General features: G+C 64.2%; 22 protein-coding genes. 13 read left to right on the forward strand and 9 right to left on the reverse strand.

Going from position 1 to position 25,389, the window contains the following annotated elements; translation table 11 throughout:
* Positions 1-169: 169 nt before the first annotated feature.
* Positions 170-2,209 carry a methyl-accepting chemotaxis protein gene (locus tag AC0L3C_RS20780; RefSeq protein WP_473408846.1) on the reverse strand — a complete coding sequence of 680 codons (2,040 nt, stop codon included), beginning with the start codon at positions 2,207-2,209 and terminating at the stop codon, positions 170-172.
* Positions 2,210-2,565: 356 nt separating this feature from the next.
* Between AC0L3C_RS20780 and AC0L3C_RS20785 the strand changes: the two genes are divergently transcribed.
* The 4 genes from AC0L3C_RS20785 (at position 2,566) to AC0L3C_RS20800 (ending at position 7,610) form a co-directional block, all read left to right on the forward strand.
* Positions 2,566-3,051, forward strand: a complete 486-nt coding sequence (locus AC0L3C_RS20785; protein WP_007599059.1) for a (2Fe-2S)-binding protein — start codon at positions 2,566-2,568, stop codon at positions 3,049-3,051.
* Between the two features lie 84 nt (positions 3,052-3,135).
* Positions 3,136-5,478, forward strand: a complete 2,343-nt coding sequence (locus tag AC0L3C_RS20790; RefSeq protein WP_473408847.1) for a xanthine dehydrogenase family protein molybdopterin-binding subunit — start codon at positions 3,136-3,138, stop codon at positions 5,476-5,478.
* A gap of 13 nt (positions 5,479-5,491) precedes the next feature.
* A complete protein-coding gene (locus AC0L3C_RS20795; protein WP_473279799.1) occupies positions 5,492-6,292 on the forward strand; it encodes an FAD binding domain-containing protein in 801 nt (266 codons plus the stop codon).
* A gap of 208 nt (positions 6,293-6,500) precedes the next feature.
* Positions 6,501-7,610, forward strand: coding sequence for a CaiB/BaiF CoA transferase family protein (locus AC0L3C_RS20800; protein WP_473264191.1), 1,110 nt, complete (start codon positions 6,501-6,503; stop codon positions 7,608-7,610).
* A 196-nt stretch (positions 7,611-7,806) separates the two neighbouring features.
* On the opposite strand, the gene hppD is transcribed toward AC0L3C_RS20800, so the two are convergent.
* Positions 7,807-8,922, reverse strand: a complete 1,116-nt coding sequence (gene hppD, locus AC0L3C_RS20805) for a 4-hydroxyphenylpyruvate dioxygenase (RefSeq protein ID WP_473408848.1) — start codon at positions 8,920-8,922, stop codon at positions 7,807-7,809.
* A gap of 121 nt (positions 8,923-9,043) precedes the next feature.
* On the opposite strand from hppD, the gene AC0L3C_RS20810 reads away from it, so the two are divergent.
* Both AC0L3C_RS20810 and AC0L3C_RS20815 read left to right on the forward strand, forming a co-directional pair.
* Positions 9,044-9,523, forward strand: coding sequence for an Lrp/AsnC family transcriptional regulator (locus AC0L3C_RS20810; protein WP_473408849.1), 480 nt, complete (start codon positions 9,044-9,046; stop codon positions 9,521-9,523).
* Between the two features lie 74 nt (positions 9,524-9,597).
* Positions 9,598-9,909, forward strand: a complete 312-nt coding sequence (locus tag AC0L3C_RS20815; RefSeq protein ID WP_473408850.1) for a DUF1272 domain-containing protein — start codon at positions 9,598-9,600, stop codon at positions 9,907-9,909.
* A 120-nt stretch (positions 9,910-10,029) separates the two neighbouring features.
* Here AC0L3C_RS20815 and fahA read toward each other — a convergent pair whose 3' ends face one another.
* The 5 genes from fahA to AC0L3C_RS20840 all read right to left on the reverse strand — a co-directional run bounded on the left by fahA (position 10,030) and on the right by AC0L3C_RS20840 (position 15,677).
* A complete protein-coding gene (gene fahA / locus AC0L3C_RS20820; RefSeq protein WP_473408851.1) occupies positions 10,030-11,304 on the reverse strand; it encodes a fumarylacetoacetase in 1,275 nt (424 codons plus the stop codon).
* A 176-nt stretch (positions 11,305-11,480) separates the two neighbouring features.
* The gene (gene hmgA, locus AC0L3C_RS20825) at positions 11,481-12,827 is read right to left on the reverse strand and encodes a homogentisate 1,2-dioxygenase (protein ID WP_473408852.1); all 1,347 of its coding nucleotides are present in this window, start codon (positions 12,825-12,827) and stop codon (positions 11,481-11,483) included.
* The gene (locus tag AC0L3C_RS20830; RefSeq protein ID WP_473408853.1) at positions 12,824-13,786 is read right to left on the reverse strand and encodes an MBL fold metallo-hydrolase; all 963 of its coding nucleotides are present in this window, start codon (positions 13,784-13,786) and stop codon (positions 12,824-12,826) included. Before AC0L3C_RS20830 ends, hmgA begins: the two co-directional genes overlap by 4 nt.
* Before the next feature lie 27 nt (positions 13,787-13,813).
* Positions 13,814-14,035 carry a DUF2783 domain-containing protein gene (locus AC0L3C_RS20835; protein WP_027515089.1) on the reverse strand — a complete coding sequence of 74 codons (222 nt, stop codon included), beginning with the start codon at positions 14,033-14,035 and terminating at the stop codon, positions 13,814-13,816.
* A gap of 13 nt (positions 14,036-14,048) precedes the next feature.
* Entirely contained in the window at positions 14,049-15,677 is a 1,629-nt protein-coding gene (locus AC0L3C_RS20840; protein WP_473279816.1) for an FAD-dependent oxidoreductase, read from the reverse strand.
* A gap of 109 nt (positions 15,678-15,786) precedes the next feature.
* Between AC0L3C_RS20840 and AC0L3C_RS20845 the strand changes: the two genes are divergently transcribed.
* Positions 15,787-16,329, forward strand: a complete 543-nt coding sequence (locus AC0L3C_RS20845; RefSeq protein WP_473279818.1) for a MarR family winged helix-turn-helix transcriptional regulator — start codon at positions 15,787-15,789, stop codon at positions 16,327-16,329.
* On the opposite strand, the gene AC0L3C_RS20850 is transcribed toward AC0L3C_RS20845, so the two are convergent.
* Positions 16,330-17,136 (reverse strand): N-acyl homoserine lactonase family protein, encoded by an 807-nt coding sequence (locus AC0L3C_RS20850; RefSeq protein WP_473279820.1) that lies wholly within the window; start codon positions 17,134-17,136, stop codon positions 16,330-16,332.
* Between the two features lie 372 nt (positions 17,137-17,508).
* Between AC0L3C_RS20850 and AC0L3C_RS20855 the strand changes: the two genes are divergently transcribed.
* From AC0L3C_RS20855 to AC0L3C_RS20880, 6 genes are all read left to right on the forward strand, one after another.
* Complete coding sequence (locus AC0L3C_RS20855; RefSeq protein ID WP_473264181.1) at positions 17,509-19,020, forward strand: caspase family protein; 1,512 nt, start codon at positions 17,509-17,511, stop codon at positions 19,018-19,020.
* Between the two features lie 146 nt (positions 19,021-19,166).
* On the forward strand, positions 19,167-19,838 hold the full coding sequence (locus AC0L3C_RS20860; RefSeq protein ID WP_473408854.1) for an OmpA family protein: 672 nt from the start codon (positions 19,167-19,169) through the stop codon (positions 19,836-19,838).
* 158 nt (positions 19,839-19,996) lie between these two features.
* Complete coding sequence (locus tag AC0L3C_RS20865) at positions 19,997-20,926, forward strand: efflux RND transporter periplasmic adaptor subunit (protein ID WP_473279825.1); 930 nt, start codon at positions 19,997-19,999, stop codon at positions 20,924-20,926.
* A complete protein-coding gene (locus AC0L3C_RS20870) occupies positions 20,926-24,075 on the forward strand; it encodes an efflux RND transporter permease subunit (RefSeq protein ID WP_473408855.1) in 3,150 nt (1,049 codons plus the stop codon). The genes AC0L3C_RS20865 and AC0L3C_RS20870 overlap by 1 nt, the downstream gene beginning before the upstream one ends.
* A 56-nt stretch (positions 24,076-24,131) precedes the next feature.
* A complete protein-coding gene (locus AC0L3C_RS20875) occupies positions 24,132-24,419 on the forward strand; it encodes a hypothetical protein (RefSeq protein ID WP_473408856.1) in 288 nt (95 codons plus the stop codon).
* Positions 24,416-24,700, forward strand: a complete 285-nt coding sequence (locus tag AC0L3C_RS20880) for a type II toxin-antitoxin system RelE/ParE family toxin (RefSeq protein WP_473408857.1) — start codon at positions 24,416-24,418, stop codon at positions 24,698-24,700. Before AC0L3C_RS20875 ends, AC0L3C_RS20880 begins: the two co-directional genes overlap by 4 nt.
* A 5-nt stretch (positions 24,701-24,705) precedes the next feature.
* Here AC0L3C_RS20880 and AC0L3C_RS20885 read toward each other — a convergent pair whose 3' ends face one another.
* Complete coding sequence (locus AC0L3C_RS20885; RefSeq protein ID WP_007599026.1) at positions 24,706-25,380, reverse strand: Crp/Fnr family transcriptional regulator; 675 nt, start codon at positions 25,378-25,380, stop codon at positions 24,706-24,708.
* Between the last annotated feature and the right edge of the window lie 9 nt (positions 25,381-25,389).

Genomic DNA, 25,389 nt, shown 5'->3' on the forward strand with positions numbered 1-25,389 from the left:
ATTCGCGGAAAACCAGGCGCAGCCCGGAAGCAGCCCGCTTCCTGACGCGTGAGCACGGTAAATGGCAAAGGATAAGCGGCGGTAAATTTGTGGCGCCGCAACCGGCGGTTACGTGACGCAGGGTCTCGTCGTCCTGGCTTTCGCCAGGACGACATTGACGGGAATGCCCCTACGCTGCCCGGATGTTCCCCATGAAGCGGTCGAGCTCGGCGCGCAGGCGGGTGCTTTCGGATGACAGTGTCTTGGCCGAGTGCAGCACCTCTTCCGAAGCCGAGCCGGTTTCGGCGGCGCCGCGGTTGACCTGGCCGATGTCGGTGGCGGCGGTCTGAGTGCCCTGCGCGACGGTCTGGACGCTGCGCGCGATTTCCTGCGTCGCCGCGCCTTGCTGCTCGACCGCGCTCGCAATCGAGGTCGAGATCGACGATATCTGGCCGATGGTCGCGCCGATCTCCTTGATCGCCGCAACCGACTCGGCGGTCGCGCCCTGCATGCCCGTGATGTGCGAGGAAATCTCGTCGGTGGCCTTCGCGGTCTGGCTCGCCAGCGACTTCACTTCGCTGGCGACCACTGCAAAGCCGCGGCCGGCTTCACCGGCGCGTGCCGCCTCGATGGTCGCATTCAGAGCGAGAAGATTGGTCTGCTCGGCGATCGCCGTGATGAGCTTGACGACTTCGCCGATCTGCTGGGCGGCATGCGAGAGCTTGCCGATGCGATTATCGGTCTCCTTTGCCTGCACCACGGCGGCTTCGGCAATGCGGCTGGAATCGCGGACCTGGCGGCCGATCTCCTCGACCGAGGCCGAGAGCTCTTCGGTCGCGGTCGCCACCGACTGCATGTTGCTGGAGGCCTGCTCGGAGACGTCGGCGACCTGACTCGACAGGCTCTGGGTGGTCTCGGCGGTGCGGGTCAGCGTCGAGGCCGCCGATTCCAGCTGCACGGCGGAAGCCGAGACGTTGGAGACGATGGCACCGACCGCGCTCTCGAAATCGTCGGCGAAACGAATCAGTTCGGAGCGGCGAGCAGCGCTCGCTTCCTTGTTCTGGGCTTCGTTGGCGGCAGCGTCGCGCTCGGCCTTGGCCACGGCCTGCACTTTGAATTCCTCGACCGCGCCGGCCATCTCGCCGATCTCGTCCTTGCGGCCCAGGCCCGGCAGCACAACATCGAAATTGCCCGAGGCAAGCTCGCGCATCGCCTTGCACATTGCGATCATCGGACGCGAAATGCCGGTGCCGAGCAGGAAGGCGAGGACCGCGCCGAGCAGCGTGCCGCCGACGGCCAGCATCAGCACCAGCTGCTCGGTCTTCCCGATGGTCGCTTCCGATTCGGACTCCAACCGCTGCTGTTCGGCAACGAGGTCCGCCTTCATGGCGGTAGCACCCTGAAGGATCGCGCCGGCCGAGCCGCTCATCTCGGTGACGAGATCGTCGATCATCTTGGCATTGGCGATCAGCTTCTCCAGCGATTCCCGATAGGCAGCGAGCAATCCCTTGGCGTCCTTCAGGCCGGCGACGATCTTGTCGTCCATGGAATAGACCGCGTTGAGGGAGTTCTCGACGAATTTCAGCCGCGCCAGCGCGCTGGTCGCGATCGCCTGGTCGGACGTCAGCACGAAATTGGTCGCCGCCGCGTTCGCGGTCTGGAATTGAGCATTGACCTGCTTGGTCCCGAACTCGATCGCCTGCGCCTCGGAATCGGAGGCATTGTTACCGATGTCGTCGAGCTTGTATTTCAGGAGGTTGGCGTTGCGCGAGAGCTGGTTCTGCACCAGCAGCGCGCTGTCACGCTTGGCCCGGAGGACTTTTGCGAAGGTCGCTGAGAAGTTGGAGAACTCCTTGGCGAGCTTGCCCAGGCTCTCCTGGCGCGCCGGCTTCTTGGCGCTCTTGACCGCCTGGTCGATGGCGCTCTTCAGGCCGGTCTCCGCGTCCAGCGCCGTCTTGGCGTCGTCCTCCTTGCCGGTGACGACGAAATATTTGACGGCCGAGCGATAGGCGAGCAGCTCCCGGTCGATATTGCGGGCGAGATCGGCCTCGGTGACGCTGCTGCGGTAGGACCCGACCCCGGACGAGACCCGCTCGAAGCCAAAATAGGAGAAAGCCATGCTGCCGGCGGAGATCACCAGCACGGCGGCAAAGCCCAGAATGATCTTGGCGCGGAACCTGAGGGTCGGCATTATTGTGCGCTTCGACGACGACGCGATACGCCTGGACATTCCCACCCCCATTTTCATTCAGCCGCGATCCGGTGGCGTCCCGCCCCCTGACCTAGCTGAGCAAAACTAAGGCAGAATCGATAAGGGGCGGTAAATTCGGTGCGCCCGCGGAGTTTCCGGCTCTATCGGCCAAGGCGAACTGAAAAGGCGAACTGCATAGGGATATAGAGGCTGGCATCCCAGCTGCGCCCCGGGGCCGTGCCCCCATCCGGTCGACTCGGCCACCCCCACCAATGCTGGCCATTCCGGATCAATGACTTTTCCATGACGCGGGCGACCAAAATCGTAGTTGCAAAGTTCCGGGTCGCTGTCTCTAATTAGAAACAATCAAAATCGACCCCGGGGAGGATTCAACCGTGTCTACAGTCAAACTGACGGTGAACGGCAAGGCTGTTGCCGTCGACGTCGAGGACCGCACGCTGCTGGTTCAGCTGCTGCGCGACCACCTCAACCTCACCGGAACCCATGTCGGCTGCGACACCAGCCAGTGCGGCGCCTGCGTCGTCCATATGGACGGCAAGGCCGTCAAATCCTGCACCATGCTCGCGGGCCAGGCCGATGGCGCCAGCATCACCACGATCGAAGGCATCGCCAAGGGCGACGAGCTGCACCCGATGCAGGCGGCCTTCCGCGACAATCACGGCCTGCAGTGCGGCTATTGTACGCCGGGCATGATCATGTCGGCCATCGACATCGTGCACCGCTATGGTGGCCAGCTCGACGAGGCCACCGTCCGCCACGAGCTCGAAGGCAATATTTGCCGCTGCACCGGGTACCACAACATCGTCAAAGCCGTACTGGACGCGGCCGGACGCATGAAGGTCTCGCAGGCGGCCGAGTAAACGGCGCGCGTCGAAATAAGAACCACTGCCGCCGCTTTCGAGGGAAAGCGCGGTCAAGTCAAATTCCGGTCGGGAGGACCAGACATGGGTGTTGAAGGCATTGGCGCGCGCGTCGTGCGCAAGGAAGACAAGCGTTTCATTACCGGCAAGGGCCGCTACGTCGACGACATCAAATTGCAGGGCATGACGCATGCCCATTTCATCCGCAGCCCGCACGCGCATGCCAAGGTGAAGGGGATCGATTCCTCCGCCGCGCTGAAGATGCCGGGCGTGGTCGCGGTGCTGACGGGCCAGGAGATCGTCGACGACAAGGTCGGCAACCTGATCTGCGGCTGGGCCATCACCTCCAAGGACGGCAGCCCGATGAAGATGGGCGCATGGCCGGCAATGGCGCCGGAGACGGTGCGCTTCGTCGGTCAGGCCGTCGCAGTCGTGATCGCCGAGACCAAGAATCTCGCACGCGACGCGGCCGAAGCCGTGGTCGTGAACTACGAAGAGCTGCCCGCGGTCGCCGACGTCCACGCCGCGATCAAGTCCGGCGCGCCGCAGCTGCATCCCGAAGCGCCCGGCAACCAGGTTTATGACTGGGTGATCGGCGACGAGGGCGCCACCGATGCCGCCTTCGCCAAGGCCGCCAACGTGGTGAAGCTCGACGTCACCAACAACCGTCTCGCGCCGAACGCGATGGAGCCGCGCGCCGCGATTGCCGATTACGATTCGGCGGAAGAGCACTTCACGCTCTACACGACGTCGCAGAATCCGCACGTCGCCCGCCTGGTGCTGTCGGCGTTCTACAACATCGCACCTGAGCACAAGCTGCGCGTGATCGCGCCCGACGTCGGCGGCGGCTTCGGCTCCAAGATCTTCATCTATCCCGAAGAGATGGTGGCGCTGTGGGCCTCGAAGAAGGTCGGCCGTCCCGTGAAATGGACCGGCGACCGCACCGAAGCCTTCCTCACCGATGCGCATGGCCGCGACCACGTCACCCATGCCGAGATGGCGTTCGACGCCAACAACAAGATCACCGGGTTGAAGGTGAAGACCTACGCCAATTTCGGCGCCTACATGTCGCTGTTCTCGTCGTCGGTGCCGACCTATCTCTACGCGACGCTGCTGTCGGGCCAGTACAACATCCCGGCGATCCATGCCGAGGTGGTCGGGGTCTACACCAACACCACGCCGGTCGACGCCTATCGCGGCGCCGGCCGCCCCGAGGCGAGCTATCTGATCGAACGTCTGATGGAGACGGCGGCGCGGCAGTTGAAGGTCGATCCGGCCGCGCTGCGCCGGACCAACTTCATCACCCAATTCCCACACCAGACGCCGGTGATCATGGCCTATGACACCGGCGACTTTAATGCCTCGCTGGATGCAGCGATGAAGGCGATCGACTATGCCGGTTTTGCCGGGCGCAAGGCCAAGGCGAAAGCCGACGGCAAACTGCGCGGCATCGGCGTGTCCTGCTACATCGAGGCGTGCGGCATCGCGCCGTCGAAGGCCGTCGGCAGCCTGGGCGCCGGTGTCGGTCTTTGGGAGTCCGCCGAAGTCCGCGTCAACCCGGTCGGCACCATCGAGGTCCTGACGGGATCGCACAGCCACGGCCAGGGTCACGAGACCACGTTCTGCCAGCTCGTCGCGGAGCGCCTCGGCGTTCCCATCAGCCAGGTCTCGATCGTCCATGGCGACACCGACAAGGTGCAGTTCGGCATGGGCACCTACGGCTCGCGCTCGGCGGCTGTCGGCCTCACCGCGATCCTGAAGGCAATGGAGAAGATGGAATCCAAGGCCAAGAAGATCGCCGCGCACGCGCTGGAAGCCTCGGAAGGCGACATCGTCATCGAGAACGGCGAGTTCAAGGTGGCCGGGACCGACAAGGCGATCGCCTTCCCGATGGTCGCGCTCGCGGCCTACACCGCGCACAATCTGCCCGACGGGATGGAGCCGGGCCTGAAGGAAAGCGCCTTCTACGACCCGACCAACTTCACCTTCCCGGCCGGCACGTATATCTGCGAGCTCGAGGTCGATCCCGGCACCGGCAAGACCTCTTTCGTCAACTTCGTCGCCGCCGACGATTTCGGCCGGCTGATCAACCCGATGATCGTCGAAGGCCAGGTCCATGGCGGTCTTGTGCAAGGCATCGGACAAGCGTTGCTCGAGCACGCGATCTACGACGCCAACGGCCAGCCGGTCACGGCCTCGTTCATGGACTACGCCATGCCGCGCGCCGACGACGTTCCCTCGTTCAATCTCTCCCACACCACAACGCTGTGCCCGGGCAATCCCTTGGGCATCAAGGGTTGCGGCGAGGCCGGCGCGATCGGGGCGTCAGCGGCCGTGATCAATGCGATCACGGACGCGATCGGCAAGAACAATCTGGAAATGCCCGCAACTCCCGACAGGGTGTGGCGCACGATCCACGCGGCTTAAGGGAGGAACGAAGATGTACCAGACCGTTTATCATCGCGCGTCCTCGGTTGACGAAGCCGTCTCCCTGTTCTCCAAAAGCAGCGAAGCAAAGTTCCTCGCCGGCGGGCAGACGCTGCTGCCGGTGATGAAGCAACGCCTCGCCAGTCCGTCCGACGTCATCGACCTCGGCAAGATCAAGGAGCTGCAGGGCGTCGAACTCTCGGGCGACGTCCTGACCATCAAGGCCGGCACGACCTATTTCGACATCATGCAGAATGCCGATGTGAAGAAGGCGATTCCCGCAATCGCCTATCTGACCTCGGTGCTCGGCGACCCCGCGGTGCGCTATCGCGGCACGATCGGCGGCTCGATCGCCAACAACGATCCCGCCGCGGATTATCCCGCCGCGCTGCTCGCGCTCGGCGCCACCGTGAAGACCAACAAGCGGTCGATTGCGGCGGACGACTTCTTCCAGGGCCTGTTCACGACGGCGCTGGAAGACGGCGAAATCATCACCGCCGTGTCGTTCCCGGTTCCGGCGAAGGCAGGCTACGAAAAAATGCGTCACCCGGCGTCTCGCTTCGCGCTGACCGGCGTGTTCGTCGCGCAGACGAAGTCCGGCGAGATTCGGGTGGCCGCCACCGGCGCCTCGCAAAGCGGCGTGATGCGGGTCCCGGCCATCGAAACGGCGCTGAAGGCGAATTGGTCACCTTCGGCGATCGACGGCGTGAGCATTTCGGCGAGCAATCTGCTGGCCGACATCCACGGCACGGCGGAGTACCGGGCCAACCTGATCAAGGTAATGGCGCAGCGCGCGGTGGCTGCCGCTCGCTGATCGTGGCGCCTTAGCGCCTCAACACAAATTTTCCGCGGCGCGCACTTCGGTGCGCGCCGTTTTATTTTAGCCACGCGACATGAAAACCGCTTGCCTCGCTGGCGTGAAGGCGAGAAAAGTTAATCAGCCAATTAACTCGCCCACAGAGGAATGTCCGAGGCGATTGCCGAACAATCGGCATCCGCCCGCGACCCGAGGAAACAACAAATTGCTCGACAAATCAGCCCCCACCTCCTCCGTTCGCGCCGCCGGCCCGCTTGCAGGCTTCCGCATCGTCGAATTCGCCGGCATTGGGCCCGGTCCGTTCGCCTGCATGCTGCTGGCCGACATGGGTGCCGATGTCGTCACGCTCGATCGGGTCGGCGCCAGGAAGAACATGAAGTCGGTCGCGGGCCGCGGCCGCAAGGTGGTTGAGCTCGATCTCAAGGACAAGGCGGCGATCGCGGAGGTGCTTGATCTGCTTGCGAACGCCGACGCACTGGTCGAGGGTTTCCGTCCCGGCGTGATGGAGCGGCTCGGCCTCGGGCCTGACGTGGTGCTCGCGTGCAATCCAAAGCTGGTCTACGGCCGCATGACCGGCTGGGGCCAGCAAGGTCCGCTCGCCAATGCCGCCGGCCACGACATCAACTACATCTCCATCACCGGCGCGCTCGCCGCGATCGGCACGAAGGAAGCGCCGGTGCCGCCGCTCAATTTGGTCGGCGATTTCGGCGGCGGCGCGCTCTATCTCGTTGTCGGCGTGCTCGCGGCGCTGCTGGAGGCCTCGCGGTCAGGCAAGGGGCAGGTCGTCGACTCCGCGATGTGCGACGGCGCGGCATCGCTGATGTCGTTCTTCTTCGACATGACCACGCTCGGCCGCTGGACCGAAGGCCGTAACGAGAACTTCCTCGACGGCGGCGCGCATTTCTACGGCGTCTACGAATGTGCCTGCGGCCATTTCGTCTCGATCGGCTCGATCGAGCCGCAGTTCTACGCGCTGCTGCGCGAGCACGCTGGACTCACCGACGCCGATTTCGATGCGCAGATGGACCGCAAGGCATGGCCCGCGCTGAAGGAAAAACTGAAGACGGTGTTCAAGAGCAAGACGCGCGAGGACTGGTGCAAGATCATGGAAGGCACCGACATCTGCTTTGCGCCGGTGCTGACCATGTCGGAGGCGACCGAGCATCCGCACATGGTCGCCCGCAACGTCTTCGTCGAGCGCCACGGCGTGAAACAGCCGGCACCGGCGCCACGCTTTTCGCGGACGCCATCGGCGGTGCGCGAGCCGGAAGTGGCGGAGATCGGCGCGGTGACGAAGGCGTGGGCGGAGCGTTAGGAGCGGCAAGATCTCCGCTGCCGCACCACACTCCGCCGTCGTCCTGGCGAAAGCCAGGACCCATAGCCACCAAACGTGGTTTGACGAAGACTCGGAGTTATCAGTCAACCCAACAACCGCTCCCTGGGGTAATGGGTCCTGGCTTTCGCCAGGACGACGGCTGTGTTTGACGCCGCGGCGTGCCTAAATAGCGCGCCTACGCCGCATCCACCTTCAACACCCCACGCCGGATCTGATCCTCCTCGATCGACTCGAATAGCGCCTTGAAGTTACCTTCGCCGAAGCCGTCATCGCCCTTGCGCTGGATGAACTCGAAGAAGATCGGGCCGATTGCATTGGCCGAGAAGATCTGCAGCAGCACCTTGGTCTGGCCGCCGTCGACCACGCCTTCGCCGTCGATCAGGATCCCGTTTTTCTGCAGCCGCGCGAGGTCCTCGCCATGCTTCGGCAACCGCGCGTCGATCCGCTCGAAATAGGTCGCGGGCGGCGCCGGCATGAAGGGCAGGCCCGCTTCGCGCAAGTCCTCGATGGTGCGGTAGATGTCGCGGCAGCCGCAGGCGATGTGCTGGATGCCTTCGCCGCGATAGATATTGAGATATTCCTCGATCTGGCCGGAATCGCCGGCATCCTCGTTGATCGGAATCCGGATCTTGCCGTCGGGGCTCGTCAGCGCCCGCGAGAACAGGCCGGAGGCGCGGCCCTCGATGTCGAAGAAGCGGATCTGGCGGAAGTTGAAGAGCTTCTCGTAGAAGCCGGTCCAGACGTCCATGCGGCCGCGGTGGACGTTATGGGTGAGGTGATCGAGATAGAACAGGCCGGCGCCAGCGGGACGCGGATCGCGCGCACCGAGCCATTCGAACTCGCTGTCATAGGCCGATCCCTTGGCGCCATAGCGATCGACGAAGTAGAGCAGGCTGCCGCCGATGCCCTTGATCGCGGGGACATCGAGCGTCTTCTGCGCGGAGGACACATCGGCAGGTTCGGCGCCGAGCGAAATCGCGCGGCCATAGGCCGCCTTCGCATCGACGACGCGGAACGCCATCGACGGCGCGCACGGGCCGTGCGCGGCGACGAAGTCAAAGCCGTGGGTGCCGGGCTCCTCGTTGACGAGATAGTTGATGTCGCCCTGGCGATAGACCGTGATCTTCTTCGTTCTGTGGCGCGCGACGGCCGCATAGCCCATCAGCTTGAACAGGGCGTGCAGCTGTTCCGGATCGGGATGCGCATATTCGACGAACTCGAACCCGTCGGTGCCCATCGGATTGTCGGCGCTGATCGTGGCCGGCGGTGCATCGTGCGGAAACGGACCCATGGCGCTCTCCCAAATTGCTGCTGGGTTGAATTATCCTTCACGGGGCCCGCAATGAACGTGCAAATGGGGCGCAATTTCATTATCTTGCGCACGATCTGTGCATAGAAGGGGAAAATGGCGCATGACTTCGGTAGACGCCTTCGACCTCAAGATCCTCGGCGCGCTCCAGGATGATGGCCGCCTCACCAACCAGGAACTCGCCGACCTCGCGGGGCTCTCGGCCTCGCAATGCTCGCGCCGGCGGATGCGGCTGGAGGAGGAGAAGGTGATATCGGGCTATCACGCCGATCTCTCCAGCGAGGCACTGGGCTTTGGCGTGGTCGCCTTCATCCAGGTGACGCTCGCGACCCACTCGCCGGACAACTCGAAACGCTTCCGTGCGCTGGTCAATCGAATCGACGAGATCCAGGAGGCCTATTCGCTCACGGGCGACGCCGACTATGTGCTGAAAGCCGTGCTGCGCGACCTGAAGGGTCTCTCCAATCTCGTCAACGACGTTCTGATGCCACACCAGAGTGTCGCGCATGTGCGCTCATCGATCGTGCTCGACAGGCTGAAGGACAGCTCGAAGCTGCCGCTGAAGGATTTGAAGGCTGGCTGAAATCGAGGGAACTACGCCATTCGCGCTTCGCACGCCGTCTGCGATGATCCGGGTCAATCTGCGGAGATTCAACCATGGCCCTCCAGCTTCGACCGAACTGCGAATATTGCGACCGCGACCTGCCGCCGAATGCAACCGATGCGCGGATCTGCTCCTATGAATGCACCTTCTGTGCGGACTGCGTGGAGACGAAACTCTCCAATGTCTGCCCGAACTGCGGCGGCGGTTTTACGCCGCGCCCGATCAGGCCAACGCAGGAATGGCGACCGGGCGTGTGCACAACGAAGCAGGCGCCGTCGGACAAGCGGGTGCATCTGAAGTACAGCCTGGAGGATGTCGCCGCGCATTGCGCGCGGGTCAAGGACGTACCGCCTGAAAGGCGATGAACTCTCTCCACGTCATTGCGAGGAGCCCTTGCGACGAAGCAATCCAGACTGCCTCGGCGGAAAGATTCTGGATTGCTTCGCTACGCTCGCAATGACGGAGTTTGTGGAAGCGGCGGCGCCCTACTCCGCCGCCAAAATCGTCCCTTCGACCTCACCAAAACCGACGCGATAGCCCTTGCCCTGGCACCAGCCGCGCATGACGAGGCTGTCGCCGTCTTCCAGGAACGACCGCTTGATGCCGCCGGGTAATTCGGCCGGCTCGGTGCCGTTCCAGCTGATCTCCAGCAGGCTGCCGCGCTGGTTCTTCTCCGGGCCGGAAATGGTGCCGCTGCCCAGGAGATCTCCGACATTCATGGCGCAGCCGGAGGAGGCGTGGTGCATCAGCTGCTGCACCGACGACCAATACATGTATTTAAAATTGGTGCGGCTGATGGCGGCGGGCGCGTTGGCTCCGGCGGCACGCAAGGAGACGTCGAGTTCGAGATCGTAGTTCTGCGGCTTGCCCTGTTTGAGGTAATCGAGCGGCACCGGCTCCTGCTCCGGCCCCTTCAGGCGAAACGGCTCCAGCGCCTCGCGCGTCACCACCCACGGGCTGATCGAGGTCGCGAACGCCTTGGCGAGGAACGGCCCAAGCGGCACATATTCCCATTGCTGGATATCGCGCGCGCTCCAGTCGTTGAGCAGCACGAAGCCGAAGATCATCTCCTCGGCCTGTTGCTCCCCAAGCATCCCGCCCATCGGCGAGGGCTGCCCGACCACGACGCCCATCTCCAGTTCGAAGTCGAGCCGCTTGCAGGGGCCGAAGCTCGGCACCTCCACATTCGGCGGCTTGAGCTGCCCGCGCGGACGCTTCACCTTTGTGCCCGAGACCACGACGGTCGAGGCACGGCCGTTATAGGCGATCGGCATATGCAGCCAGTTCGGCTGCAGCGCATTGTCCTTGCCACGGAACATGACGCCGACATTGGTGGCGTGTTCCTTCGATGAATAGAAATCGGTGTAGCCGGAGACCGCGAATGGCAGATGCAGTTTCGCATCGCGCATCGGCACCAGCGCTTGCTTGCGCAGCTCCTCATTGTCGCGCAGCTCGGGATGATCGGCGCGCAGGAGCTCGCTGATCCGCGCCCGCGTCTTGGCCCAGACCTTTGGCCCCAGCGCCATGAAAGCATTGAGCGACGGCGTCGAGAACACGCCGAGCGGGCCGACGTCGAGCCGCGAATCCTGCTCGAGTTCCCAGAGATCGAGCACATAGTCGCCGATCGCCACGCCGACGCGCGGCGTCGGGTTGGCCGTGGTCGAGAACACACCGTAAGGCAGGTTCTGGATCGGGAAGTCGGAGGCGGGATCGACGTCGATGAAGGAGCGGAGGCTGGGGTCGTTCGGGTGGGTTGTCACTTTTCGCCAGTCCTTTTTCCTTCTCCCCTTGTGGGAGAAGGTGGCGCGAAGCGCCGGATGAGGGGGTGTATCTGCGTGTCCGAATGAGAGAGGCTTGTTCGCGGAGACAGACCCCTCACCCGTCTCGCCGTTACGCGGCGAGCCACCCTCTCCCACAAGGGGAGAGGGGAAGAACGCTACGGCTTGCTCGGATCGAACCTCTTTTCCAGGCCCTTCCAGCAATCCGCGTAGTCGTCCTGCAACGTCGCGGAATTCGCGGCGTGCGCGGTGACGCGCTGCGCATAGCGGGTCTCGAACATGAAGGCCATCGTGCCGGTCAGCTTGACCGGCTTCAGCTCGCCGTTGCTGGCGTGCTCGAAGGCATCGCGATCGGGGCCGTGCGGCAGCATGCAATTGTGCAGGCTCATGCCGCCCGGCACGAAACCTTGCGGCTTGGCGTCGTAGACGCCGTAGATCAGGCCCATGAACTCGCTCATGATGTTCATGTGATACCACGGCGGGCGGAAAGTGTTGTCGGCGACCATCCAGCGCTCGGGGAAGATCACGAAGTCGATATTCGCAGTGCCTGCTGTCTCCGACGGCGAGGTCAGCACGGTGAAGATCGAGGGATCGGGATGATCGAAGCCGATCGCGCCTACGGGAGAGAAGCTGCGCAGATCATATTTGTACGGCGCGTAATTACCGTGCCAGGCGACGACGTCGATCGGCGAGTGGGGCAGCGTGGTCTTGAACAGAGCGCCGCCCCATTTCACGAACAGCTCGGTCGGCGTGTCCTTGTCCTCGTAGTGCGCGACCGGTGTCAGGAAGTCGCGGGCATTGGCGAGGCAGTTGGCGCCGATCGGCCCGCGCTCCGGCAGCGTGAAGGCGCCGCCGTAGTTTTCGCAGAGATAGCCGCGCGCAGGTCCGTTCGGAATCTCCACCCGGAACTTGACGCCGCGGGGGATCACCACGATCTCGCCGGGCTCGGCATCGATCCGGCCGAACTCGGTGACGATGCGAAGATTGCCCTGCTGCAGCACGAACATCAGCTCGCCGTCGGCATTGTAGAAGTGCTGGTCCACCATCGACTTGGTGATGAGATAGACATGGGCGGCCATGCCGGCCTGGGTGTTGACGTCACCGGCGGTGGTCATGGTCTGCACGCCCTGAAGGAAAGTCATGTCCTCCTTTGGGATCGGCGCCGGATCCCAGCGCAATTGCGCGATCGGCAGATCGTTTTCATGGCACGGTGCCGAACGCCACAGGCCGCCGTCGGCCTTCTCGAACCGGCCCGAATGTTTCACCGACGGGCGAATGCGATAGAGCCAGGAGCGCTCATTGCTGCCGCGCGGCGCGGTGAAGGGCGAGCCGGAGAGCTGCTCGGCATAGAGGCCGTAGGCACAGCGCTGCGGCGAGTTGCGTCCGATCGGCAGCGCGCCCGGCAGGGCTTCGGTCTCGAAGCTGTTGCCGAACCCGGACATGTAGCCCGGTGTGACCTGGGCCGTGCTGCGAATGATCTGATCGGGCGAGGTATTGATGTTCATGATGATCCTCCTCCTTGCAGGGCCGCCCACATCTCCTGGTCGCGCTTGTCGGTCCAGATCACGGGGTCGTCGATCCCCGACGCCTCGTCATAGGCGCGCGACACGTTGAACGGCAGACAGTGCTCGTAGATGGCGAAGCTCGAAAATTTCGGATCCATGACCTCGCGCGTCGCCGCCATCGATTCCTTCAGCGTACGGCCCTTGGCCACCGAGATTTCGGCGGCACCGTAGAGCGAGGCGACGAAGTCGCGCGTCATCGCGATGGCTTCGCGCACTGTGGCGACACCCTTGAGCGCATCGCCGCGGCCCGGCGCGATCGCCTTCGGATTGAAGTTGCGGATTTCGTTCAGCGTCAGCGGCCATTCGCGCAAATGCGCGTCGCCGCAATAGCAGGCCGAGTGGTATTCGATCAGGTCACCGGAGAACATCACCTCGGCATCGGGCACCCAGGCGACGATGTCGCCGGAGGTGTGGCCGGCGCCAAGCTGCATCAGGCGCACCTCGCGCTTGCCGAGATAGATCGACATCTCGCCTTCGAAGGTCAGCGTCGGCCAGGTCAGGCCGGGAATGCTCGATGCGTCCTGAAACAGGCGCGGGAAGCGGCCATATTCGGAATCCCAATCCTGCTGACCACGCTCCTCGATCAGGCGATAGGTCTCCTGCGAAGCAACGATGCCCTGCGCCTTGTAGGCGGATGCGCCGAGCACGCGCACGGCGTGATAATGCGACAGCACGACATATTTGATCGGCTTGTCGGTGACGGCACGGACGCGCTCAATCACCTTGTTGGCCATCGCCGGCGTCGACTGCGCGTCGAACACCAGGCAGCCGTCGTCGCCGACGATGATTGCGGTGTTCGGATCGCCCTCCGCGGTAAAGGCGTAGAGATCGGTGCCGATCTCGGAGAAGGTGATCTTCTTCTCGGAGAGGTCGCCGGTGGATGCGAAGTTCTTCGCCATCAGTTCATCCTTCAAGTCACTGGGTTATTATTGTTGTTGCTGTTGCTGCTGGCCATCGATCATGCGCCGCTTGGCGAGCAGGATCGCCTCCCGCAGCACGTCGATATCGCCGATATGGTTGGCAAGGATCAGCACCAGCGCCGCGTCGAAATCGGCGCTTTGCTCGTCGGTGAAGCCCCGATGCGCCTCCACGATGGCGCGAAAGGCGTCGTCGGGCCGCGCGAAGTTGGAGCTGGTCGAGAGCGGCATGCGAATCCTCAATTCAATTCAAGCCTTGGGCGCGTGACAGCGCTGCCGCGACGCCAGCGCGCGTGGGGTGACGGAAGCGCGCCGCAACGTAGCCGTCCGGCCTGAGTAGGTAGGCTGAGCCTGGTTCCGCATCATAGCGCTTTGCGGTGAGCCCCGCCGGATCTGCGAGCCCGTCCTCACCGCCGATGCAGATGTCCTTCACACCAACGGGCGCCTCAATCGCCGTGCCATTGCTGAACGACAGCAACGTGAACTCCGTTCCGCCCTGCCGGAATGCATCCGTCAAATAGGCTTGCTCGCCCGCGCGTGTCGCAACGGGAGCATCGAGCATCGAACAACCCGGGAGCGGTCCACCGCGCCAGGCGTCCGCATCCGGCGATGACAGTGGCGAGTCATAGCTGCACGGGACCGAGAGCCGCCCGCCATTGACCATGCGCTTGCCGAATTCCGTTTCCTTGGCCAGCGACAGCACCGCCTTGCGCAGTCGCGCCTCCTGATGCGAGTTCGGCGCCATGAAATCGGTCGAGCGGGTGGACTCGCGGATGTTCTCGTCGGCCGCCAGACTGCGCTCGACATGATAGCTCTCGAGCAGGCTCGCGGGTGAGGCGCCGCGCAGCACGCGGTCGAGCTTCCACGAGAGATTCTCGGCGTCCTCGAGTCCCGAATTGGCGCCGCGCGCGCCGAACGGCGAGACTTGGTGTGCGGAATCGCCTGCAAAAATCACGCGGCCGTGGACGAAGCGGTCCATCCGCCGACACTGGAATTTGTAGAGCGAGATCCACTCGAACTCGAACTTGTCGTGGCCGAGCATGCGCGCAATCCGCGGCCGCACGTTCTCCGGCTTCTTCTCGACGATGGGGTCGGCATAGCGATTGAGCTGGAGGTCGATGCGCCAGACATCATCGGGCTGTCGGTGCAACAACGCCGAGCGCCCCGCATGAAACGGCGGATCGAACCAGAACCAGCGCTCGGTTGGGAATTCCGCGGTCATCTTGACGTCGGCGATCAGGAACTGGTCCTCGAACACCTGTCCCGCAAAGTCGGCGCCCACCATCTGCCGCAGCGACGAGCGCGCGCCGTCGCAGGCGACGACATATTGCGCGCGCAGGCGATAGGCGCCCTCCGGCGTCTCGATCGTCAGCGCGACGGAATCGTTGCGGCTCTCCAGCGCCGTCACCTTGTTGCGCCAGCGCAGGTTGATCTCGGGCAGCTCGCTGATGCGGTCGACCAGATAGGCTTCGGCGTAATATTGCTGGAGATTGATGAAGGCCGGCCGCTTGTGACCGTCGTCCGGCAGCAGATTGAACTGGTAGAGCTGCTGCTCGCCGTGGAAGATGCGGCCGACGCTCCAGACCACGCCCTTCTCGACCATGCGGTCGCCGACGCCGAGCCGGTCCCAATATTCCAGCGAACGTTTCGAGAAGCAGATCGCGCGCGAGCCCTCTCCGATGCGGTCGGCATCATCCAGAAGGACGATGCGCTGGCCGCGCTGGGCAAGGTCAATCGCCAGCGACAGCCCGACCGGGCCCGCACCGACGATCACCACGGGATGCTCGGCCGCGCTCTGGCCGGGACGATCCTGATCGGGGTGGCGGCGATAGCCGAACTGGGTTTTGGCCTGATGCGTATTGGCCTTCGCCATGCGCTAACCTCGGCTCTGGTCAGGAGAGGCCTGATCTGCTAATAGTCTCACGTGCAACTATTTTGGACCGGAGCCGGCCGGCCGTCAACTGGAATTCGGAGCGCTATCCTTGGCGAGGACATCCAGCGACATCGCGCTGAAGACACGCGAGGCCGATGAGGCTTCAGCGCGGCCAAAAACGCGGCTGGACCTGTTCAGGTTCGTGCCGTTCCGCCTCAACCGGCTCGCGGCGGAGGTCAGCGCCGCGCTTTCGGTCGAATATCAGGAACGTCACGGCCTCGACATCCCGGCCTGGCGTGTGATCGCGACGCTCGGCTTCCGCAACGATGCCTGCAGCGCGCAGTACGTCGCGCAATGCACCCGCACGCACAAATCCACCATCAGCCGCGCGGTGACCATGTTGCTGCAACAGGCCTTGATCGAGCGCGTCGAGAACGAAGCCGACCGCCGCGAATTCCGCCTCCGACTGACGAGGAAAGGCCGCACGCTCTACGAGGAACTGTTTCCGCAATTGCTGCGACGGGAAGACGAGATTCTCGCCTGCCTCTCTGCGCACGAACGCAAACAGCTATCGACGCTGCTCGGCAAGATCGAACAGAGCCTCGACCTGATCCAGACCAGCGAAGAGGCCGACGCCAAGCAGGCGTATTGATCACTTCGCAAACGATCGCGACGGCGGCAAATGCAGCGCCCAGACATCGCCGTGGTCGCTGGCGCGCGGATAGATCTCCGTCACGATCGGATCATGCCCGGGAATGAACCGGTCAGGATGGCCGGCGAGACGCTCGATCGTCTCCCAGCCAACCGCCATGTCACCGACATTATAGACGATCGGGAACGGGCTGCGGCGCTGGAGATTGGCGTAATAATGCGCGGCGTCGGACGCAAGCACGACGGGCCCGCGTGCAGTCTCGACCTTGACCACCTGCAGGCCGTCCGAATGGCCGCCGACGCGGTGCACGGTCACGCCGGGCGCGACCTCGCCGTCGCCGGAATAGAAATTGACGCGCTCGCCATAGACATGGCGGACCATCTGGGTGACGTGCTCGACCGAGAACGGATGTCGCAGCAGTCCGTTGCACATGCAGCGCCCCGTCGCGTAGGCCATCTCGCGCTCCTGGAGATGGAAGCGCGCGTTCGGGAAGCGGTCGAGATTGCCGGCATGGTCGTAATGCAGATGCGTCACGATGATGTCGCGAATGCTCGCTGCCGCGACACCAAAGCGCTCCAGCGCATCGACCGGATTGAGCGTCAGCTTGCGCGCCCGCGCGGACGCTTCCTCGGCATTGAAGCCGGTATCGACCAGGATGTCGCGCCCGTTGCCGCGGATCAGCCAGACGAAATAGTCGAGGTCCTGCGCCGCGCTGTCATGCGGGTCGGGCGCGAGGAAGTTCATATTGGGGGTGCGCGGCGACATCGTCGCATAGCGCAGGGCGTAGATTTCGTAGGCGTTTCCCATGGTTTTGATCTTGCTCTTTTGTGGATGCACCTTCAGGGCGATCGACCGCACCAAGCCATCGTCCACCGCAAAGGTCAAACACCGGAGGTTGCGAAGGAAGCCCGTCCGCAATGTGAGACCAATCACATTGTTGTCGCCACGGCTGCCCTAACGTGCAGCCGCAATGACAACCAGAATGCATCGCGTGCAATCGTGACCGCCCGTTTATTCCCCCCGCAAGGTGCCCAAGTGTCGCGGTCAATTGTCGCGATAGCGCCGAATCCGCAAGCGGTTGACGCCCCCGTTCCCCGGTTTGATAATGCACATTGCGTAAGTTAAGGTCGCCGCGGCGCAAGCTGGAAACGGCGCCTTTTTGGCTGGATCGCGCTAATTATGAAAATTCGCCTGCTTTTCGTTCTGTCCTTGCTCGTGTCGCTCATCCCGACCGCTCCGTCACTGGCGGCCGGCGATCGCTTTGCGCTGGTCATCGGCAATGCCAAATATCCGGACGCCGACGCTCCCCTGAAGGAACCGCTCAACGACGCGCGCGATGTCGCCGACGAGCTCAAGCGCGACGGCTTTTCCGTCGAGACCGGTGAGAACCTGACCGGCGACGGCATGCGCCGCGCCTTCGACAAGCTCTACGGCAAGATCAAGCCGGGGTCGGTGGCACTGGTGTTCTTCAGCGGCTTCGGCATCCAGTCCGCGCGGCAGAGCTATTTGCTGCCGATCGATGCGCAGATCTGGACCGAATCCGACGTGCGGCGCGACGGCATCAGCCTCGAAACCGTGCTCGGCGAGCTCAACACCCGCGGCGCCGGCGTCAAGATCGCGCTGGTCGATGCCTCCAGGCGCAACCCGTTCGAGCGCCGGTTCCGCAGCTTCTCGGCTGGCCTCACCCCCGTCATCGCGCCGAACGGCACCCTGGTGATGTATTCGGCGGCGCTGGCCTCGGTGGTCTCGGACGCCGGCGGCGAGCACAGCCTGTTCGTCCAGGAACTCCTCAAGGAAATCCGCGTCCCCGACCTGATGGCCGAGGAGACGCTGAACCGCACCAAGATGGGCGTCACCCGTGCCTCCAGGGGCGAGCAGGTGCCGTGGATCTCGTCGTCACTGGCCGAGGATTTCTCGTTCATTCCGGGGGCCGGCGGCTCGCGCCCGACAACGACGCCACCACCTGCGCCTCCCGCGCCGCCGCCGGTCGTCGCCAACAACCCGCCGCCGGCTCCGCCCGCGCCACCACCTGTGCCGCCGAAACCGGCCGACACAGTGGCAGCACCGGCTCCGTCACCGAAGCCGCAGGTCGAGGCTGCCTTGCCGCCGGCACCGCCGCCGCCACCGCCTGTCATTCCGGCCGATCCCGTCACCGCTCCGAGCATGGAGAGCGGGCCGAGTGCGGCCGTGCTGGCCGAGGACCCCACGATCAAGGGGCTGACCGCCAAGATCGCGGCCAATCCGGACGACGTGAACGCGCTTTACCGGCGCGGCCAGGTCTATGCCAGCAAGGGCGCCTACAGCCTGGCCATCAAGGATTTTGACGAGACGCTCCGGATCAACCCGAAGGACGTCGAGGCCCTGAACAATCGCTGCTGGACCCGCACCGTGGTCGGCGACCTCCAGGGCGCGCTGAAGGATTGCAACGAGGCCCTGCGGCTGCGACCGAACTTCGTCGACGCGCTGGACAGCCGGGGGCTCGTCAATCTGAAATCGGGGGCGGTGAAGAACGCCATCGCCGATTTCGAGGCTGCCCTGAGGATCAATCCGCGCCTGACCTCCTCGCTGTTCGGACGCGGGATCGCCAAGCAGCGCAACGGCTCGGCCCAGGAAGGTGCACTCGACATCGCCAATGCCAAGGCAATGGACCCGAACATTGTTCAGGAATTCGCAAGCTACGGAGTGCGTTGATATTTTTTTGAACCGGGGCCGATGTGCCTCGAACCCGCGACGGCCCGGCGAAGACTAATTCAACGGATGTCACCGCCCGCCTTTACGGGGCGGCTTACTGCAGGATTTTCGAACCGCGCCAGCTGGCTGCGCAGGAGGGACTGGCTATGAGATTGGCTGCAAAGGGACTTACCGCAATCCTGTCCATCATCACCGTTAGCGCCGCGCTGTCGCTGACGATCCCGCTGGCATTCGCGGGCGACGACGGCAACAGCAAGAACGTCACCGAGGACGAGATCGTCCGCGCGCTGGCGCCGCCGTCGAAGAAGCCGCTGACCCGCGGCCTCTCGATCGCTCCGCAGCCCGATCCCGCACCAAGTGCGACGGAGACCAAGCTGATCCAGTCCGTGCGCGGCCGCTCGACACGGTCGCTGTCATCGACCGAGCGCGAAGAAATCGCGTCGGCGGCCAAGGACAAGCCGAACATCGATCTGGAAATCACGTTCGACTACAACTCGGCCAATATCAGCGCCAAATCACTTGCCTCGGTCCAGGCGCTCGGCCGCGCGCTGACCAGCCCCGACCTGAAAGGCTCGACCTTCGTGGTCGCCGGGCATACTGACGCCGCCGGCGGCGAGAGCTATAATCAGGATCTGTCGGAGCGCCGCGCGGATTCGATCAAGCGCTATTTGGTCGACAAATACAGCATCTCCGCGACCGACCTCGTCACCGTCGGCTACGGCAAGAGCAAGCTGAAGGACCCGGCCCAGCCGATGGCGGAGGTCAATCGTCGCGTGCAGGTCGTCAACATGGAAAACAAGACCACCGCATCGAAGTGAGCACGACGTAATCCTTTGAAGTGACAAGTCGTGATGTGGTGTAAAGTCTCGCTTCCAGCGCGCGTCCCGCAGGCTTGCGGGACGCTGCTTTATTTCAGGGAAACGCTCTTCATGGGCCGCGCGCGGATGGCCGTGAGCCAGGCCAGGACGATCCGGCAATGAACCTCTCCCAATATCTCAAGCCGGCCGGAACGGTGGTCTTCGTCGTCGCGCTCGGCGTCGGCTATTATCTGTTCGAGCACCGGCACCGGGCCGAGCCCAAGGAAACCCCGAGCGAGGCGCTGGTCATCGTGACCAAGTCGACCAATGCCTGCTTCTCGGACCTGGTCCGGGTGACCGGCTTCTTCGTGCCGCGCCGCGAAGCCGTGGTCATCGCCGACCAGGAGGGATCCAGGGTCACCGACCTCTTCGTCACCGAGGGCACCCTCGTCACGGACAATCAGGAGCTGGCGCGCCTGACCGCGCCGCCCCAGATCCCGGGCCAGCCGCAGCGGCCCGGCCCGCAAGGTCCGGTCTCGCTGAAAGCCTCTGCGCCGGGCCTCGTCACGGAGGTCCGCACCATCGTCGGCGCGCCGGCCTCGCCGCAGGCCGGCCCGATGTTCCGCATCGCCGTCAACAACGAGATCGAGCTGGACGCGCAGGTGCCTGCTGTGCACATGGCCAAGCTCAGCTCCGGCGCGACCGTGCGCATCAGCCGCGACGACGCGCCCGATCTGATCGGGCGAGTCAGGCTGGTCGCGCCCGAAATCGATCGCGCCACCCAGCTCGGCCGCGTGCGCATCAGCGTCACCAACAATCCCTCGCTGAAAGTCGGCGTGTTCGCCCGCGCCTCGATCGACGCCAAGCGAAGCTGCGGCGTCGCGGTTCCCAAGACCGCGATCGACCATCTCACCGTGCAGGTCGTCAAGGGCAACATTGTCGAGACGCGCAAGGTACGGGTCGGGCTGTCATCGGACAGCGCGACGGAAATCCTGGAAGGCCTCAACGTCGGCGAGATCGTCGTCGCCGACGCCGGCTCTTCGCTGCATGACGGCGACCAGATCAAGACCATGTTCGCTGATGAACTCGATCGCACGCGGGTACGCTGATGGCTCTCAATATCTCGGCATGGTCGATCCGCAATCCGCTGCCGTCGGTGGTTTTTTCAATCATCCTCCTGATCCTCGGCTGGGTGTCGTTCACCAAGCTCGCAGTGACGCGGCTACCCTCGGCCGACATTCCCGTGATCTCGGTCGCGGTATCGCAATTCGGCGCGGCACCCGCCGAGCTCGAATCCCAGGTCACCAAGACGGTTGAAGACGCCGTATCCGGTGTCGAAGGCGTCAGGCACATCACCTCGCAGATCACCGATGGCTTGTCGGTGACGACGATCCAGTTCGCGCTGGAAACCAACACCGACCGCGCGCTCAACGACGTCAAGGACGCGGTGACGCGCGTGCGCTCGAACCTGCCGCAGAACGTCACCGAGCCGCTGATCCAGCGCGTCGACGTCATCGGCCTGCCGATCGTCACCTACGCCGCGATCTCGCCCGGAAAGACGCCGGAGCAGCTCTCCTATTTCGTCGACGACGTGGTCAAGCGCGCGCTGCAGGGCGTGCGCGGCGTCGCCCAGGTCGAGCGCATCGGCGGTGTCGAGCGCGAGATCCTTGTCTCGCTCGATCCCGACCGCCTGCAGTCGATGGGGTTGACGGCCGTCAATGTCAGCCAGAGCCTGCGCGGCACCAATGTCGACGTCGCCGGCGGCCGCGCCGAGATCGGCAAGAACGACCAGGCGATCCGCACCCTCGCCGGCGCCAAGACGCTGAGCGACCTTGCCGGCACCATGATTCCACTGTTCGGCGGCGGCGAGGTCCGGCTCGACGATCTCGGCACCGTGACCGACACCATCGCAGACCGCCGCACCTTCGCCCGCTTCAACGGCGAGCCGATCGTCGCGCTCGGCATCAAGCGCTCCAAGGGTGCCAGCGACGTGAAGGTCGCCGAGGCGGTACAGAAGCGCATCGACACGCTCAAGGCCACCTATCCCGACGTCGACCTGAAGGTGATCGACACCTCGGTTGAATATACCAACGGCAATTACCACGCGGCGATCTCGACCCTGTTCGAAGGCGCGATCCTCGCCGTCGTCATCGTGTTGTTGTTCCTGCGCGACCTGCGCGCCACCATCATCGCCGCGATCTCGCTGCCGTTGTCGATCTTCCCGGCGTTCTGGGCGATGGACCTGCTCGGCTTCTCGCTCAACCTCGTCAGCTTCCTCGCCATTACGCTGTCGACCGGTATTCTGGTCGACGACGCCATCGTCGAGATCGAGAACATCGTCAGGCACATGAACATGGGCAAATCGCCCTATCGTGCTGCCCTCGAAGCCGCCGACGAGATCGGCCTCGCGGTGATCGCGATCTCGCTGACGATCATCGCGATCTTCGCACCCGCGAGCTTCATGTCGGGCATCGCCGGACAGTTCTTCAAGCAGTTCGGCATCACCGTCTCGGTGCAGGTGTTCTTCTCGCTCCTCGCGGCGCGCTTCGTCACGCCGGTGCTCGCCGCCTACTTCCTCAAACATGGCAATCACCAAGAGCCGCCGCCCGGCCGCGTGCTGCGGTCCTATCACAGGCTCGTGGCCTGGTCGGTGAAGCACTATTTCATCACGGTGCTGGCCGGCTTCGGCGTCTTCGCTGCCTCGATCTGGAGCATCACGCTGCTGCCGCAGGGTTTCCTGCCGGCGCAGGACAGCTCGCGCTCGCTGGTTGCCCTCGAGCTGCCGCCGGGCACGCAGCTCGCCTACACCGAAAAAGTCACTGAAGACATCGTCGCGCGCCTGCGCAAGCGGCCCGAGGTGAAGAGCATCTTCGTCGACGGCGGCCGCGTTCCACCGGGGACCCAGGAAGTCCGGCGCGCCGCCTTGATCATCAACTACACGCCCAAGGACAGCCGCGACATCACCCAGCGCGAGCTCGAATTCTCGATCAGCCAGGAGCTGGAGAACATTCCGGACATCCGCTTCTGGTTCCTCGACGAGAACGGCCTGCGCGCCATCTCGCTGGTCGTGACCGGCGCAGACGCCAACATCGTCAACAACGTCGCCAGCGAGCTCGCGACGCAGATGAAGCGGATTCCCACCATCTCCAACGTGATCTCGGAAACCACGCTGGAGCGGCCCGAGCTGCGCGTCGAACCGCGCGCCGATCTCGCCGCACGGCTCGGCGTCTCGACCGAAAGCCTGTCGCAGACCATCCGCGTCGCCACCATCGGCGACGTCGGCCCCGCGCTCGCCAAGTTCGACGTCGGCGACCGTCTGGTGCCGATCCGCGTGCAGCTCGAGGATGCCGCGCGCGGCAATCTGAAGACGCTCGAACAGTTGCGCGTGCCGCTCGGCGAGCATGGCGAGAAGGGCGGCGTGCCGCTCTCCGTCATCGCCGACGTCAAGCTCGACCAGGGTCCGACCAGCATCAACCGCTACGATCGCGAACGACAGGCGACCGTCGCGGCCGACCTCGTCGGCTCCGCCGCGCTCGGCGACGCCACCAAGAAGATCTACGACCTGCCGGTCATGAAGAGCCGGCCGAAGGGCGTGAAGGTCTCACCCTCCGGCGATGCCGAAAGCCTGAACGAACTGTCCGAAGGCTTTGCCACCGCGATCACGGCGGGCCTGATGATGGTCTACGCCGTGCTGGTGCTGCTGTTCGGCACCTTCCTGCAGCCGATCACCATCCTGTTCTCGCTGCCGCTCTCGATCGGCGGCGCGATCGCGGCCCTGCTGATCACCGGCAAGCAACTCACGACACCGGTGTGGATCGGCATCCTGATGCTGATGGGCATCGTCACCAAGAACGCGATCATGCTGGTGGAATTCGCCATCGAGTCCATTCACGCCGGCACACCGCGCGAAGAAGCCATGATCGACGCAGGCATGAAACGCGCACGCCCGATCGTGATGACCACAATCGCGATGGCCGCGGGCATGATGCCAAGCGCGCTCGCGGTCGGCGCGGGCGGCGAGTTCCGCTCGCCGATGGCGCTCGCGGTGATCGGCGGCCTGATCTTCTCGACCATCCTGTCGCTGGTGTTCGTGCCCGCGATGTTCATGGTGATGGACGATCTCGGCGCCCTGATCTGGCGCTTCGCCAAGCGGCTGGTCGTGCACAGCGAAGATGCGGAGGGCGCCGGTCATCATGAAGCGGCGCCGGCCGACGCCATGCCGGGGCCGAAGAACATCGTGCACCCTGCGGCGGAGTAGCTATTGCCTCCAGATCTCGGGCTCGACATCGGCAAGTGAAGTGCTATCTTTCGGGAATGAACCTCATAAGCCGAACGCTCGAGATCGACGCCGACACCGATGCCCGTCTCCGGGAGATCGCGTCCGAGCGGGGAAAGGACGTCGCAACGGTTCTCGCAGAGGCCGTCGCATTGCTCGATTCAGTGATCGACGTTTCTAGTCCAGACCTCGCAGAGGACCGCAGTCGTTACGACGACTTCAAGCGCACCGGCCTAGCTGTCCCACTCAACGACGTTAAAGCGTGGGTGGCAAGCTGGGACTCGGCAGACGAGCTGCCCCGTCCCCAGCCGCGCAAGGTGAAATGATCCAGCTTTCGCCAGCCGCTGTCGAAGACATCGAGCGGCTGCGAACATTCCTCGACACTGCTAATCCTGGCGCCGCGAAGCGCGCCTTGGCCTCGATCTGGAAGGCAATCGATCGGCTGCCGGAATTGCCGGCGCTGGGCAAACCGACTGAGGATGCCGTCATCCGCCAAATCATCATCCGCTTCGGCTCGTCAGGTTACATCTTGCGATATGTCATCGCTCCCGAGACAGGCGATATTCTCATTACGAGAATCTGGCATGGCCGTGAGGCACGGACCTGACGCCCCTACTCGTTGCGCGCGATCGCCGTCAGCTTGGTCATGTTCCGCAGCAGGATGCGGCCGCGCTGGAGATCGAGGATCGCTTCCTTGCGCCAGGCCTGAAGCTGGCGGTTGACGCTCTCGCGGGCGGCGCCGACGAAGACGCCGAGTTGCTCCTGCGAGATGTGCACCTCCGAGCCGAAATCGGCGGCGAGCGCGCAGAGGCGCCGCGCGAGGCGAACCGGCAGCGGCTGGAGCATGGACTCTTCCATGCGCTCGCTCTGCCAGCGGATGCGCTGGCACAGCAGCGCGATGATCTTGATCCCGACCTTCGGCTCGCGTTCGAGGAAGGCGAGAAAGTCTTCGCGCCGCAGCACGAACAGCTCGCTGGCTTCGCCCGCGGTCGCGTCCGCAGTGCGGCTCTGGCCGTCCAGCACCGCAACCTCGCCGAACAGGTCGCCCGGCCCCATGAAGTTCAGCGTCAGGCGGCTGCCGTCGGAGGCGCCGGTCTCGATCCGGACCTGGCCTCGGCGCACGCCGAACAGCGCATCGCCCGCGTCGCCCTTCTGGAACAGCACCTCGCCATTCCCCAGATGCTGGGTGTGGCAGAGATTCGCCAGCCGCTGGAGCTCGTCTGCGCCGAGATCGGCGAACATCGCATTCATCTTGAGGATGACCGCAAATTCGGCCTGCTTGCTCATTTCAATGTC

It is taken from the genome of Bradyrhizobium sp. WSM4872 (genome assembly GCF_055811715.1).